Here is a 13,147-nt window from a genome sequence, read left to right as displayed (position 1 = left end):
GAGGGGAAGTTATGTGCTGCAAACGAATCATGAAATAAAAAAGGTTGTTCATCGTTCGCTATCAGCTAAAATGATTGTAAAGCGTATGCTGTTTATTTTAGTGGGAGCCCTTTTAATGGCCGTCGGGCTAGAATTTTTTCTTGTCCCTAATGAGGTTATTGACGGTGGAATTGTAGGTATATCTATTATTTTATCCCACTTAACGGATGTTCAAATCGGCTTTTATATCTTCGTATTAAATCTTCCATTCTTTTTTATTGGATACAAGCAAATTGGGAAAACATTTGCGCTATCTACGCTTTTAGGTGTTATCATTCTATCCATTGCTACCTCTATTTTTCACGACTTGCCGGTCTTAACAGGTGATCCTCTTTTAGCCACTGTGTTTGGCGGAATTGTTCTAGGTGTGGGAGTAGGAATTGTTATTCGGTACGGAGGTTCGCTAGACGGCACCGAGATATTAGCTATTTTATTTAATAAACGTACGCCTTTCTCCGTAGGTGAGACGATTATGTTTTTTAATTTATTTATTTTGGGAAGTGCCGGTTTTGTATTTGGCTGGGATCGCGCTATGTATTCTTTAATGGCTTATTTCATTGCTTTTAAAACAATTGATATTGTGATTCAAGGGTTAGATGAGTCTAAGTCAGCTTGGATTATCAGCGAACAATATGAACAAATTGGCGAAGCGATTCTTGCTCGTTTAGGGAGAGGCGTCACGTATTTAAATGGGGAAGGGGCGTATACGGGAGATGATAAAAAAGTCATTTTTTGTGTAATTACCAGGCTTGAAGAAGCAAAGCTAAAAGCGATTATCGATGAGATAGATCCATCTGCTTTTTTTGCCGTAGCAGCTATTGCTGAAGTTAGAGGAGGGAGATTTAAGAAACGAGATATTCATTAGTGAAGGTTGTCTGCTAATAAGGCTGTCCCGTTATTACATGCAGCAGCCTTTTTAATTTTCTCTTTTTGTTTCGAGTATATGGAGTGGTTTATGTCACTTCTGCTGCGTCCTGCTTTGGGCATATCGAACCTCTCTTTTTTCTTGTATATCTTTAAAACAAACATGTAAAATGTCTAAAAGATATAAAAAGAGTACATAGTAAAAAAACAGAAAGAGGGAGTGACATGAAAAAAACGTTAAAAATAGTAGGAGTCGGTCTTGCCGTTCTTGTTGCGGTAACCGTGGCTTTTTTTGTCATATGGTCAGGTTTTGATTATGAACCTTCAAAGCAGCTTCACTCACTAGTAGATGAGAAAAAAGTAGTGAAGAAAGACAATTATTACGTATTCAAGCCTCAAACGAACAAAGAGATAAAAGCCGGCTATATTATTTATCAAGGTGCTAAAGTAGAACCGTTAGCATATGGCTATTATGCTCAGCAAATTGCAAATGAAGGATATCTTGTTGCTGTTGTAGATTCTCCGTTTAATATGAGTTTTTTTAGTCAAAACAAAGCGACGGATATTGTGAAGAGCTATCCGAAGATTTCCGCATGGTTTATCGGAGGGCATTCCCTTGGAGGAGTGAGTGCAGCCTCTTATGCGTATGATCATCAAAACTCAATAAAAGGCTTAGTTCTTTTAGCATCGTATCCGATGAATAAAAATAATTTTTCAACTTCCACTTATCCTATTTTGTCTTTAACCGGTGAAAAAGATGGTTTGTCGACGCCTGAAAAAATTAAAGAAACCAAGCATTTACTTTCAAAAAATACGGAGCTGGTTCAAGTAAAAGGAGCTAATCACGCACAGTTTGGAATGTACGGAAAACAAAAAGGCGACAACAAAGCCAGTATTTCCCCTAAAGAGCAGCAGGATGAGCTAGTAAAAAGAACGGTCAAGTGGTTAAACAGTCAAATAAAAAAGTCCGCCAGTAACTAACTGACGGACTTTTTTATTTTTTTTGGAAATAAAACTTGAAAAAATAACCAGTTAGTTATATAGTTAGTTACATGAGTAATGAACCACTTAAGCGAGGTAGTCAAAATGAAACAATCATTAGATCATCAGCGACCAATTTTTCAACAAATCAAAGAAACCATCGAAGAGAATATTTTGAATGATGCTTTTCCAGAAGAAGAAAGAGTACCGTCTACGAATGAATTTGCCAAAATGTATCGCATTAACCCTGCAACAGCAGCTAAAGGGATTAATCAGCTAGTTGACCACGGAATATTGTATAAAAAGAGAGGGATAGGGATGTTTGTATGTGCGGGCGCCAAAGAAGTATTGCTTACACAAAGAAAAGAAGAATTTTATAACCGTTTTATCGTTCCCCTGAAAAAAGAAGCACAGCATTTGGGGATTACGGTAAACGAGTTAAAAGAGCTGTTAGATAAGGGGGAAATAAAATGAATATAGAAGCGCAGCTGTTAAATAAATGCTATGGATCTAAACAAGTGTTAAAAGACATTTCACTTACGCTAGCACAAAATAAAATATACGGGTTGCTAGGTAGAAACGGAGCGGGCAAAACGACTCTGATGCAAATTGTAGCCGGGCATATTCCAGTTACGACAGGAGAAGTAAAAGTAGGAAATCAATCTCCATTTGAAAACCGCTCTGTTTTGCAAAACATCTGCTTAATTAACGAAAGCGGAAATTTCAAAAAAACATTAAAAGTCAAAGACGTGCTAAAAATTGCGTCACTTTTTTATCCTTATTGGAGCCAAGAAGCTGCTGAGAGGCTGATGGAAGAGTTCGATTTAGATTGTAATATGAAAGTGAAAGCATTATCTAAAGGTATGGAATCAGCATTAGGAATTATTGTTGGGCTATCTTCTCGAACGAGCATCACAATCTTTGATGAACCTTATATTGGGCTTGATGCTGCGATGCGAGCGCGTTTTTATGAGCTTTTATTGGATGAATATGAAGAATATCCACGCACGTTCATTATCTCAACGCATTTAATTGATGAGGTAAGTAATTTATTTGAAGAAGTACTTATTATGCAAAAAGGAAAGCTGATTCTTCAAGATACGGCAGAAAATTTGCAGCAGCGCTGTGTAAGTGTGAAAGGACCTAAAAGTCAAATTGAAGAATATGAAAAAGGAAAGCAAGTAATCCATGAACAAGTATTCGGAGGAGAGAAAAAAATAGTGCTTTTTAACGAAGATATTTATGCTGAGGAGCTTATCGACAGTTCATTTCATGTAGAAGCTGTTCACATACAGGATATTATGATTTATCTTACAGCAAATCGTGGAGGTGTAGCGTAATGAAAGGACAGTTTGCCGCCATTAGTTATTCGCTCTACGTTGAACTAAAGTATTTAATGATTCGCTTTTGGACGATTCTGTTAGCTTTTGTTGTAGTAGATATTTTAGTTTTCAGTCAGGTGAATGAGCATCTCCTATTAGTAACAAGCATGCCGCAGTACATCTTTTCAGGTATTGTAAGTTTTATTATCATTCGAAAAAGTTTCTCCTTTTGCTTAAAGTTAGGAGCTACTCGTAAAGCATATCTTTTAACGATGACCTGTGTTTTTGCTTTATTTGCAATTGTAATGTCACTTATCAATGTTGTCATCATGAGCATTTCAATAAAGGTGATTAATAGTTTGAATTTAATGAATGTTCAGCTTTATTATGCGAGTGACTTTATCTTTCATGATCCTACTGTCGCTATTCATTTTTTAACGGACGCTGTATTTATCTTTTTTATTACAGCAGCAGCATGTTTGCTCGGCAGCATCGTTTACAAATTCGGGCAAACAGGAGGGATGATCACCGGTGCTGTTTTAATCTTACTATTTACCATTCCAGTGACAAAAGAACCGGTTATTCATTTTATAAAAAGCTTTTCGAACGGGTCGTTGTTACTTACATTCGGAACAATGGTTATCACAAGCTGCCTATTCTTTCTTATCAACTGGCTGTTTTTAAAAAAAGCGTCTCCTGTCCATCAAGCCTAATAAAAAAGCAATCATTCCTTTACTGAATGATTGCTTTTTTATTGTACTTTTTTTGAACAAGCTGCATCAATATCTAGAATCCAGTCGTGAAACTTTTGCTGAAGAAGTTGAAGAGAAGACTGATTGTTCGATACAATGTCCAGTCCGCGCTCGTCGTATAGGTGGAAGATGGTTTCTTTATTCAAATTCACAATGTAACACTCTTCTTCAATAGCCGGATGAATATGAAGATCACGGTTAGCAATTGATTGCAAAAGAAGCTTTTCTTTCACATCATTTGTTTTGCAGGCAATAATATACTCAGCGTTATTTAATAATGCTACGGATTGAACTTCTTGTTTCTTCAGGCGAGAGCGAATGAATTTTTTAATAGCTGTTTCTTTTTTCTTTTTTAAAAGTAAATCATCCTGTGCAGCATTCGCTTTGAAAACAAGTAACAGCTCATCATTTTTTTCATGGAGTGTCTCAAAAATTTCATAAGCGCGTGCGTACACATTTTTCATGTATTCTCGTTCCCATACGCCTTTTTGATTGGTAAGCGTAAAGCGGATGCCTGCCGGCGCGTTATAAAAAAGAGGTCTTTTCATTTGAACATTTGGAAACATTGTTGTTAAGTATGATTGAAGCCGCATTGTAGTCATACGCAACACCTCATTTAGTTTAGTCCTGACTTAATATGTTGAGTTTAGTCTATCACGTGATTAGCTAAATTTGTAAAGAAGTAATGTTATTTAATCAAAAGGTAACCAAACTGTTATATTTTGTTGATTTTGCATTATTTCTTTACACAACCTTTGCGGATGAACAGGTTTTTTCATACGCCTGTCGTATTACTTAACGTAGTAACGACGTGAAGAAAGGATGATAATACGGTGAAAAAACAGCTTGTTCTTATTTCAATTATTACAGCTGCTTTCTTTGTGCTCATTTTTCACAAAACGATCTTTCAAGAAGGTAATCCTCTTCCTATTGCATGGAGTATTGTAAAATTAAAATCTTCGGGTGAAGATGTTGTTCAAATATCCGATAAACCTAAAAGGTATCTCATTCATTCAAATGACTACTTAACGTTTATTAAGCAAATGAAAAAGAAGAAAGTGAATTTTCAATATCAAGATGATAAAAAATTTTATTTTAATAACGACAATGAACGCCAGCTGTTCGTCAGCAAAAACTATACCGATAAGTTCACGATTATGGAACTAAAGAAAAAAGAGCTGACTGAAGCTGGCGTTGAGTAATAAGAGCTAATCTCTGCCCTGTGTTCCAAAATCTTTAATTTGAACATGAACATGATAGTCGATTGTCGACTGGCTAAATATTTCATCCCATTCATGCTGATGTTTTTTCCAAAAATGAGGGTGATGAATTCGTACGTAATCATGCAGGTCAATCACATCAGCTTTGTAGTTGTTTTGCAATAAGCGGAGTGTTTTTTCTGCGTCTTTTCGAATAATTTTTTCTATTTTTTTTTCGGTGTTCTTTACATTAGAGGCGGCAAGAGCCTGTTTTGAAGTCTCCCAATCTTCTGATAGCCTGCCGCTTGTTTGAACGTTGATGTCAAAATGAACGGAGTGATTTGAATCAATGCGGGCCTTCACATCTTGCTGAACATCTCCAATTTCATAGGAAAAGGGGTATGGACCGTGTTTGCCGTAAATAATTCCGCCTTTAATATTCCCCGTTAACCACGTTAAAGCCTCCACTTGGTGCTGAGTTAAGGTGAATTTTGCTTTTTTATCTTTTATGATTGCCGCGCCGTCTATTTCAACGCTGTTTTTAATTTTAGAAAGCCGCTGTATTAAAAAGCTTTGATCTGTTTTTAACTTAGCCGATAGCTCTCCCATCGTTAGGGGATTTAGAATTTTATTCGTTTTGAATTTATTGTAAACAAGCTCGTAAATTAAGTTTACAGGCGGTACAGACATTCCTTGAATCGTTAAAACGTTTTTAGCATCGCCTTTTGTAACAAAGGCAAGGCTGCTGCGCCGTATTTCATTATCACGTACAAACTGATTGATAAGCGCATCAAGAGGGATGGTCTTGCTCGCTTTTTCTCCTATTAAAAGTGCTCGCTGATGCTGGCTGTATATAGGATCAGATTTCAGCGAAATATTTCGCGTGATTTCATGAATTGTAGGGCCAGCGGTTGTAATGTTTTTGTATGGAATGGAAGAGGACATATTTCCGGATTCCGTCTCGGTTAACGTTTGATGAGTCAGCACAAGCTGATTTTTTCCTGTTTTTGGTTCGATTTTCGATGTAATATCCATTGCCACTCCTATAACAAGAGCAAGTTGTTCAATGTTTCGATGATTTGTACAGCCGCACAATAAAAAAATGGTCATTATGACAGGAAGACATTTTTTCGTCATTTGAACACAACCTTTTTTATTTTCATTAACATGCTGAAAAAAAGAGGGATAACCAAAAATGTCACTAAAAATGCCCAGCCTAGAACAGTTGAATAATTCGACACGTCGCTTGCTGTTTTGGGCGCTAAAGAGCTCATAAATAAAACAGGCACAAGAAAGATAATATTAGTAGTTGATCGGTTTTTGAAAATCTTTTTAAATCCTGAAACAGCTAAAAAGAAATACATTACAAAGGTTAAAAAAAACTGAAGAAGCCAGACAATAAGTAAAAATAATTCAAGCCTCTCAAAGAAAATTCCTTTTACTTCATGCGTCTGAACAAATTCAATCGTAGGCCAGACGGTCGTTTTTACCTCCGGAACGGATAACGCGCCGACAACTAATACGTAAGTGATAATATATAAAAGTAAAGGAATAGAAAATCCGATGATAGAAACTTTTCGTAAATGATTTTTGTTTTTCATATGCTTTGGAAGAAATACAATCGTTTCAATCCCTAAAAAGGAAACAGAGACGGTTGTAAAAGCAGCAAGAAGCGGGCTGAATCCATCGGCTAACACGGGCTGTAAGTTTTTTAAATCGACCATTCCGATACTAAGAAGATATAAGATAAGAAGAATGATGACCGTGACAGGAAAACATAGGGCCATTACTTTTCCAATAGAATTAATACCGCCAGTGATTAAATAGACGCCTGTCAAAATAAACGAAAGGATAATTAACTCAATGGGCATCGTTTCCAGTAAATAGAAATGGATCATTTCTGCCATAGCTCTTACTTCAAAACTTGCTACAGATGTGAAATAAACGACTATAGCGAAGTTGAAGATATTTCCAATCAGCTTGCCGGTTACTTCTTGCGTGAAGTCAAACATACAGCTGATCGTAAAATATTTAACCATCCAGACTAAAAAAAGAACAATTCCAATAAACAAAAGGCCGTCCATAATAAGTACAATCCATCCGTCTGCATTATTTGTCTGGTTTGTAATGCTGCTTGGCAGTGTTAATAAACCGACGCCCAGCATGGTTGAAGAGATAATTGAAATGGCATAAAAGTCTGAAAGAAGCTTGCTTGATTGTGACTGTGATTGTTCCATATGGTCCTCCTTTTGTCAGTTTTATTTGGCTTTATTTTTAGACTGTTTTAGACTTTTGTTTGGGAGACGAATATAAGAATCTTTCCACGCTTTTTTATTTAACGCAAAAAACGGTTTGAAGTAAGCCATACCAAAACTTTCGAGCTTGGTTAGATGAATGACGAGAACAAGAAAAAACATGGTAACTCCGTATAATCCAAAGATTGCTGCAATCATCATAGATACGAAACGCAAAATTCGAAACGAAAGGCCAATTCCGTACTGAGGAACGGTAAAGGACGCAATTGCCGATACAGATACAACAATAATCATAACGGAGCTAACGATATGAGCTTCCACCGCTGCTTGACCAATCACAACCCCGCCTACAAGTCCAACTGTTTGTCCGACAGGAGTAGGGAGACGCAGCCCGGCTTCGCGTAATAATTCAAGCGTCACTTCCATGACCACTGCTTCGATAAAAGGAGAAAAAGGAACGTTTTCTCGTGTGGCAGCAATAGTAATAGCTAGTTCAGTCGGAAGCAGCCCTTGGTTAAACGAAACCAGTGAAATATAAATAGCTGAAAAGAATAGGGTAATAAAAATAGACAAGTACCTTAGTAGTCTTAGCAATGAACCAGCTATCCATCTTTCGTAATAATCATCGGGTGATTTCATAATCATATCGAAAGTTGTAGGCACTAAAAGAGCAAAAGGAGAGCCATCTACTAAAATGGCTACTCGCCCTTCATTCACCGCAGCGAGAACACGATCCGGTCTTTCTGTATTTTGTACTTGAGGGAACGGTGAGTAAGGTGCTTCTTCTAAAAATTCTTCAATCATTCCTGAATCTTGAATGTTATCTAAAGGAATGTCTAATAATTTCTCTCGGACTTGATTCACGATGTGAGTTTGACAGTGTTTATTATGAAAAACGATACTTGTTCGATGTTCCTTTGTATTTCCAATATAAATGTCTTCAATAACCATTTCTTCTTCGGTAGAACGCTGCCTTAAAAGACCAAGGTTTTCATCTAAGTTTTCGATAAGAGCAATTTTAGGGCCGCGCACTACTTTTTCTGTTGTAGGTTCACTTAAAGAGCGCTGTTTGGTCATAGACATATTCAGCGAGTATGCCGTGGTGCTTTCGCTAATGAACAGCAAGGGCTGACCTTTAAAAAAACACGAGATTGCTTGCTTGTATGTATAAACTTCTTTGTCTTTAATGACAGAAATAAACGAATCGATGTCATCGAGTGTTTGCGTTTCACTTTTTGCTTTTGTCTCAACAACATGCTGAGTAAGATTATCAAGTTTTTCTCCGTCTACTAATCCTTGGAGATAAATAATACATATATATTTTGTGGGAGACAGCCATAATTTTTTGGAACCAACATCTGTATTTTGACCCACCAAATCTAGAAACGTTTGAACGGTGTAGTCTGCATTGGGCTGAAATTTTGAATCGAGCATAAATAAACTCACCGCCTGTTGTGTTAATGAGCTTAGTGTTTACGATGTGAAAACGAGTTATGCGAAAAATGTGGAAGAATAGAAAAGATATGTTATGGTAAAGAAAAGAGGTGATGGTATGCTACATTCATTTACGTTAAAAACGAATAAGCGTGACGAAATGATTGACGTGACGAGTCAGGTACAAGAATTAATAAGAACAGAAGGATTAAAAGAAGGGGCTGTAGTTGTTTACTGTCCTCATACAACCGCTGGTATAACAATTAATGAAAATGCGGATCCGGATGTAAAAACCGATATGATCCGACGTTTCGATGAAGTATATCCTTGGGAACATAAGTTAGATCTTCATATGGAAGGAAATACGGCTGCGCATCTCAAAGCGAGCACCGTCGGCTCCTCTCAGCATATAATCATTCACGATGGGCAGCTGCTGCTAGGAACGTGGCAAGGAATTTATTTTTGCGAGTTTGATGGACCAAGGACTCGTACGTATTATGTGAAAATTTTATCCCTACAATAACTTTTTTTCATACTCATTGTCCAACTTTCTTTTTAAAGTTGTTATAAAACAAAGTTTAGTTAATATAAATGTTATATAACAGTTAAAGGGAGAGATTGAACAATGGAAAAGATCGGTGCAGAACAAGAAACAGTGAAAAAAGAAAACGAAAAAACAAATTTTACATGGGTGGAAGAATACCCAACTATTTTAGACATTGTCAATGAGTATTACAGTACGTGTCGATAAATAAAGTGAAGAGACAAAATTATTTTAATTGAAAGAAAATCCGAATGAGTTTGATTCTTGCTTGAGAATTTAACGCGTTCGGATTTTTTCATTGGTAGGGTGGACGTAGGTTTCGTGTAGGTAGACGAGCAGGCTCATCGGCCGCTGACGGAAAACGAAGTCTTACACTGAGATCAACAGCGATGCAACAAGCAGTCGAGATCATTTATCTCACTTGTTCGTCTTTAGGTTGGATTGATTTAGTTATGTCTTACTATCTTTTTTTATAAAAAAAGATATAATAGTAGCAATTTTCCTAAAAGGTTTAATATAATAAATATTAGGGTACTAAATTGTATGAAATAAAGATAAAACGCATCGTTTCATACTATTTCCTTTTTTACCGCTAGTATAGCCTTGAAGAAAAAGTTTCATTTGATATACTAACTATACGCTTAGTCTTTAAAAGAAAGATGAAGATTCATTGTCATTGTTACACGCAGTGAATGAGCTGCCTTTGCTTGGCGAAAACGTCGTACAAACAAAGACAGATAGCGAATTGTTTTGGGTGCGTTCATTTAGTTCAAAACAGGGAGGCGATTAGTCTATGTTACTTGTACGTATGGCCATGATTGGTTTCTTTTCATTAACAGCCATATCATTGTTTTCTTTTCAGTCCGTTGAAATTATCCATGCCATTATGGACTTTTTCTCATCAGCTGATAAGTACTAAAAAACTATATTTTTTTAAATAAAAAGCGGATAACCCTTAGGGGCTATCCGTCAAAAACCGCCCAAAAGGCGGTTTTTTTATGCTTATAGCTGTGCTAACAAACGCACTGCATTCATTCTCTGATGACAAAGTCCACGTGTTTTTTAGCTTAACATTCGTTAAAATAAGTATTTACGTACTGTTCAAACTGAAGCCAATCGTCCACGCGTGGGACATTTACTTCTTGGTTATACGGGTAGCTCATGGCAACAGCATGGCGACCTGTAGCTTGAAAAGCCTTCAAATTATGCGGTGCATCATCAAATAGCAAGTCTCCGTATATTTTATCTTTTTGGTGTGTAAACACGATATTATATTTTCCGATAAACGGAAGGTGTTTCTCAACCCACTGTTCTTTTTCTGTATAAGCATAGGTACGGCTGCTTGTGACAATTAAAATGGAAAACCTCTCATAAAGTCGTTTAAGAACCTCAACAGCATGAGGGAGAGGTTGTAAATGTAAAAAAAGCCCCGGCTGATCGAGGTAGTCATAAATTTTCGTGCCGCATTCCGGCTTTACATACTTTTCTGATTCCCAGCATTTTAACTTTTCAACCGATAAGCTGTCGCAATAATCTTGGTTATATTGGTTATGCCAATCCGTCATAAGATCACAAATGACAGAATCCATGTCAATTAAAAGGGTGTGCATTTATTCAACTTCCTTTACAGTATTCATCTACACGCTTGGTTTTGCAATGTAATGTGCTGTTTCTACTATACCAAATCTTTTACATGCATAAAAAGAGCAAGCCGCATCAAAATCGCACAGCTTGCCCTTTTTATAGAAACTACATTCTTTTAGCACCTAAATAGCGTTTGCTCCAATAGCTCTCTTTTAGAGAAGAGATGCTCACACCTTTAGATGAAGAGCAGTGAAGAAATTGGTTATTTCCTAAATAAATTCCTGCATGAGAAGGCCCTTTTGTATAAGTTTGGAAGAACACAATATCTCCAGCTTTTGGACTTGAGACGCGCGTTCCTTTTTGATAAATTTGAGCTACTGTTCGAGGAAGCTGAACCCCGCCGCCATGTTTGAACGCATAGCCAATAAAACCGCTGCAGTCAAAGCCGCTTGGCGTTGTTCCACCCCAGCGATATCGAACGCCCATATACTGTTTTCCTTTGTTAATCACTGCGTTAGGGTTATAGCGCGCTGAGCTAGAAGGCGATTTGCCCTTTGCTGAAACGCCTAGTTTAGCATACGTTCCTTTTCCGACAATACCATCTGCTGCTAGTCCATTTTTGCGCTGAAATGATTTTACAGCAGAAGTTGTAACAGTCCCAAAGTATGTAGTCGTATTTCCTTTAAAATAACCTTTATTTTTCAACGTTTGTTGTAGTTGTTTAACATCTTGGTGATTCATGCCTTGGCGAAGCGTTTGGTCGCCTAGAGCCGCTTGGCTGACAATCGGGCTAGTAGAAACAATAACGCCAGCAAGCGTAAGAGCTGCTATTACTTTTTTCATAAAACTAGTACCCCCTGAAAATTTTTCCTGATTTGAGTAAATTCATCATATCATCTTTCGACAGTGTTCTACGTTACAATTTCATTACATATATGAAAAAAATGAAATATAAAGGTGAATATAGTCTTATAAAAGCTGTAACTAAAAGGGTTCTTTAGATGTACAATATTGCTAGAAAAACTTTGAATATTTGACGGTAAATAACTAAAAGATATGAAAAAGTATGTACATTTAAAATTTAACAAAGAAATATGTTGTGAATTACTACACAAAAAGTTCGAACTCGGGTAAAATGTAGAACTATAATATAGTAGTCATGTATGTGACTTTGATGAGGTGAAAGTAATGAAAAGAATAGGTGTATTAACAAGCGGCGGAGATTCTCCAGGTATGAATCCTGCGGTTCGTGCTGTTGTGCGTAAAGCAATTCATGAAGGTATGGAAGTTTACGGTATCTATCAAGGATATCAAGGGTTAATAGAAGGAAATATTAAAAAGCTAGAAGTTGGAGATGTTGGTGACATCATTCAACGCGGTGGAACTATGCTTTATTCTGCAAGATGTCCAGAATTCAAAACAGAAGAAGGGCGTTTAAAAGGTATTGAAAACCTTAAGAAGCACGGTATTGAAGGCTTAGTAGTTATTGGTGGAGACGGATCATACATGGGAGCTGTAAAACTAACAGAGCTTGGTTTCCCTTGTATTGGTATTCCAGGAACAATTGATAACGACATTCCAGGAACAGATTTTACATTAGGATTTGATACGGCTCTTCATACGGTTATCGATGCAATTGATAAAATCCGTGACACGGCGACTTCTCATGAACGTACGTTTATTATTGAAGTTATGGGTCGTAATGCAGGAGACATTGCTCTTTGGTCAGGTCTTGCTGGCGGTGCGGAAACAATCCTTATTCCAGAAGCAAAAGATGAGTTCCAAGAAATGGTTGACCGTTTGAGAAAAGGACAAGAGCGCGGTAAAAAGCACAGCATTATCGTAGTAGCTGAAGGCGTAGCCAATGGTAATGAAGTAGCGAAGCAGCTGCATGAAGCTGCAGGTATTGAAACGCGTGTAACAGTATTAGGACACATTCAGCGCGGTGGTTCCCCAACTGCTCAAGATCGTGTGCTAGGAAGCCGTTTCGGCGGTCGTGCAGTCGAGCTTTTGCTAGAAGGTAAAGGCGGCCGTGCAATCGGTATCCGTAAAAATGAAATTGTAGATTATGATATTATGGAAATTTTAGGTGAACCTCACCATATCAATGCTGATATGTACCGTTTATCTAAAGAGCTTTCAATCTAATCACAGTATGGCTGAGGCGAAACTT

The 13,147-nt window shown here is 37.2% G+C and carries 16 protein-coding genes; 10 read left to right on the top strand and 6 right to left on the bottom strand.

From position 1 onward, the window contains the following. The first annotated feature begins 13 nt into the window (after window positions 1–13). The 5 genes from AC3WJG_RS04030 to AC3WJG_RS04010 all read left to right on the top strand — a co-directional run bounded on the left by AC3WJG_RS04030 (window position 14) and on the right by AC3WJG_RS04010 (window position 3,919). Window positions 14–904 carry a YitT family protein gene (locus AC3WJG_RS04030; protein WP_013058693.1) on the top strand — a complete coding sequence of 297 codons (891 nt, stop codon included), beginning with the start codon at window positions 14–16 and terminating at the stop codon, window positions 902–904. Window positions 905–1,128: 224 nt separating this feature from the next. Further along, window positions 1,129–1,884, top strand: coding sequence for an alpha/beta family hydrolase (locus AC3WJG_RS04025; RefSeq protein ID WP_098331947.1), 756 nt, complete (start codon window positions 1,129–1,131; stop codon window positions 1,882–1,884). Window positions 1,885–1,989: 105 nt separating this feature from the next. Then, entirely contained in the window at window positions 1,990–2,358 is a 369-nt protein-coding gene (locus tag AC3WJG_RS04020) for a GntR family transcriptional regulator (RefSeq protein ID WP_013058691.1), read from the top strand. Beyond that, window positions 2,355–3,224, top strand: a complete 870-nt coding sequence (locus tag AC3WJG_RS04015) for an ABC transporter ATP-binding protein (RefSeq protein ID WP_028410923.1) — start codon at window positions 2,355–2,357, stop codon at window positions 3,222–3,224. The genes AC3WJG_RS04020 and AC3WJG_RS04015 overlap by 4 nt, the downstream gene beginning before the upstream one ends. Then, the gene (locus AC3WJG_RS04010; RefSeq protein WP_337133971.1) at window positions 3,224–3,919 is read left to right on the top strand and encodes a hypothetical protein; all 696 of its coding nucleotides are present in this window, start codon (window positions 3,224–3,226) and stop codon (window positions 3,917–3,919) included. Before AC3WJG_RS04015 ends, AC3WJG_RS04010 begins: the two co-directional genes overlap by 1 nt. 38 nt (window positions 3,920–3,957) lie before the next feature. Here AC3WJG_RS04010 and AC3WJG_RS04005 read toward each other — a convergent pair whose 3' ends face one another. Then, entirely contained in the window at window positions 3,958–4,560 is a 603-nt protein-coding gene (locus AC3WJG_RS04005; RefSeq protein ID WP_013058688.1) for a DUF3885 domain-containing protein, read from the bottom strand. Between the two features lie 231 nt (window positions 4,561–4,791). Between AC3WJG_RS04005 and AC3WJG_RS04000 the strand changes: the two genes are divergently transcribed. Next, the gene (locus tag AC3WJG_RS04000; protein ID WP_028410925.1) at window positions 4,792–5,160 is read left to right on the top strand and encodes a hypothetical protein; all 369 of its coding nucleotides are present in this window, start codon (window positions 4,792–4,794) and stop codon (window positions 5,158–5,160) included. Window positions 5,161–5,166: 6 nt separating this feature from the next. Here the strand turns inward: AC3WJG_RS04000 and AC3WJG_RS03995 are convergent, their stop codons facing one another. The 3 genes from AC3WJG_RS03995 to AC3WJG_RS03985 are packed head-to-tail and all read right to left on the bottom strand — an operon-like array spanning window position 5,167 to window position 8,846. Then, a complete protein-coding gene (locus AC3WJG_RS03995; protein ID WP_028410926.1) occupies window positions 5,167–6,294 on the bottom strand; it encodes a Ger(x)C family spore germination protein in 1,128 nt (375 codons plus the stop codon). Continuing rightward, window positions 6,291–7,394: a GerAB/ArcD/ProY family transporter gene (locus tag AC3WJG_RS03990; RefSeq protein ID WP_028410927.1), complete on the bottom strand. Its 1,104-nt coding sequence runs from the start codon at window positions 7,392–7,394 to the stop codon at window positions 6,291–6,293. Before AC3WJG_RS03990 ends, AC3WJG_RS03995 begins: the two co-directional genes overlap by 4 nt. 21 nt (window positions 7,395–7,415) lie before the next feature. Beyond that, window positions 7,416–8,846 (bottom strand): spore germination protein, encoded by a 1,431-nt coding sequence (locus AC3WJG_RS03985; protein WP_016765285.1) that lies wholly within the window; start codon window positions 8,844–8,846, stop codon window positions 7,416–7,418. A 118-nt stretch (window positions 8,847–8,964) separates the two neighbouring features. On the opposite strand from AC3WJG_RS03985, the gene AC3WJG_RS03980 reads away from it, so the two are divergent. The 3 genes from AC3WJG_RS03980 to AC3WJG_RS03970 all read left to right on the top strand — a co-directional run bounded on the left by AC3WJG_RS03980 (window position 8,965) and on the right by AC3WJG_RS03970 (window position 10,309). Continuing rightward, on the top strand, window positions 8,965–9,369 hold the full coding sequence (locus tag AC3WJG_RS03980; protein WP_337133972.1) for a secondary thiamine-phosphate synthase enzyme YjbQ: 405 nt from the start codon (window positions 8,965–8,967) through the stop codon (window positions 9,367–9,369). Window positions 9,370–9,471: 102 nt separating this feature from the next. Beyond that, complete coding sequence (locus AC3WJG_RS03975; protein WP_016765283.1) at window positions 9,472–9,597, top strand: hypothetical protein; 126 nt, start codon at window positions 9,472–9,474, stop codon at window positions 9,595–9,597. 586 nt (window positions 9,598–10,183) lie between these two features. Next, complete coding sequence (locus AC3WJG_RS03970) at window positions 10,184–10,309, top strand: hypothetical protein (RefSeq protein ID WP_013058681.1); 126 nt, start codon at window positions 10,184–10,186, stop codon at window positions 10,307–10,309. Between the two features lie 148 nt (window positions 10,310–10,457). On the opposite strand, the gene AC3WJG_RS03965 is transcribed toward AC3WJG_RS03970, so the two are convergent. Both AC3WJG_RS03965 and AC3WJG_RS03960 read right to left on the bottom strand, forming a co-directional pair. Beyond that, window positions 10,458–11,000, bottom strand: coding sequence for a 5' nucleotidase, NT5C type (locus tag AC3WJG_RS03965; protein ID WP_028410929.1), 543 nt, complete (start codon window positions 10,998–11,000; stop codon window positions 10,458–10,460). Between the two features lie 139 nt (window positions 11,001–11,139). Continuing rightward, window positions 11,140–11,817, bottom strand: a complete 678-nt coding sequence (locus tag AC3WJG_RS03960) for a C40 family peptidase (protein ID WP_016765281.1) — start codon at window positions 11,815–11,817, stop codon at window positions 11,140–11,142. A gap of 345 nt (window positions 11,818–12,162) precedes the next feature. Between AC3WJG_RS03960 and pfkA the strand changes: the two genes are divergently transcribed. Next, entirely contained in the window at window positions 12,163–13,122 is a 960-nt protein-coding gene (gene pfkA / locus AC3WJG_RS03955; RefSeq protein WP_013058678.1) for a 6-phosphofructokinase, read from the top strand. Window positions 13,123–13,147 lie beyond the last annotated feature (25 nt).

This window comes from Priestia sp. FW507-14D1A, assembly GCF_058781295.1.
This window is presented reverse-complemented; position numbering and strand designations above follow the sequence as displayed.

Bases quoted from the DNA above. Each gene is read 5' to 3' on its own strand.
- AC3WJG_RS04025 (WP_098331947.1), top strand. From the start codon at position 1,129: ATGAAAAAAACGTTAAAAATAGTAGGAGTCGGTCTTGCCGTTCTTGTT.
- AC3WJG_RS04020 (WP_013058691.1), top strand. From the start codon at position 1,990: ATGAAACAATCATTAGATCATCAGCGACCAATTTTTCAACAAATCAAA.
- AC3WJG_RS04015 (WP_028410923.1), top strand. From the start codon at position 2,355: ATGAATATAGAAGCGCAGCTGTTAAATAAATGCTATGGATCTAAACAA.
- AC3WJG_RS04010 (WP_337133971.1), top strand. From the start codon at position 3,224: ATGAAAGGACAGTTTGCCGCCATTAGTTATTCGCTCTACGTTGAACTA.
- AC3WJG_RS04005 (WP_013058688.1), bottom strand. From the start codon at position 4,560: ATGACTACAATGCGGCTTCAATCATACTTAACAACAATGTTTCCAAAT.
- AC3WJG_RS03995 (WP_028410926.1), bottom strand. From the start codon at position 6,294: ATGACGAAAAAATGTCTTCCTGTCATAATGACCATTTTTTTATTGTGC.
- AC3WJG_RS03990 (WP_028410927.1), bottom strand. From the start codon at position 7,394: ATGGAACAATCACAGTCACAATCAAGCAAGCTTCTTTCAGACTTTTAT.
- AC3WJG_RS03985 (WP_016765285.1), bottom strand. From the start codon at position 8,846: ATGCTCGATTCAAAATTTCAGCCCAATGCAGACTACACCGTTCAAACG.
- AC3WJG_RS03980 (WP_337133972.1), top strand. From the start codon at position 8,965: ATGCTACATTCATTTACGTTAAAAACGAATAAGCGTGACGAAATGATT.
- AC3WJG_RS03975 (WP_016765283.1), top strand. From the start codon at position 9,472: ATGGAAAAGATCGGTGCAGAACAAGAAACAGTGAAAAAAGAAAACGAA.
- AC3WJG_RS03970 (WP_013058681.1), top strand. From the start codon at position 10,184: ATGTTACTTGTACGTATGGCCATGATTGGTTTCTTTTCATTAACAGCC.
- AC3WJG_RS03965 (WP_028410929.1), bottom strand. From the start codon at position 11,000: ATGCACACCCTTTTAATTGACATGGATTCTGTCATTTGTGATCTTATG.
- AC3WJG_RS03960 (WP_016765281.1), bottom strand. From the start codon at position 11,817: ATGAAAAAAGTAATAGCAGCTCTTACGCTTGCTGGCGTTATTGTTTCT.
- pfkA (WP_013058678.1), top strand. From the start codon at position 12,163: ATGAAAAGAATAGGTGTATTAACAAGCGGCGGAGATTCTCCAGGTATG.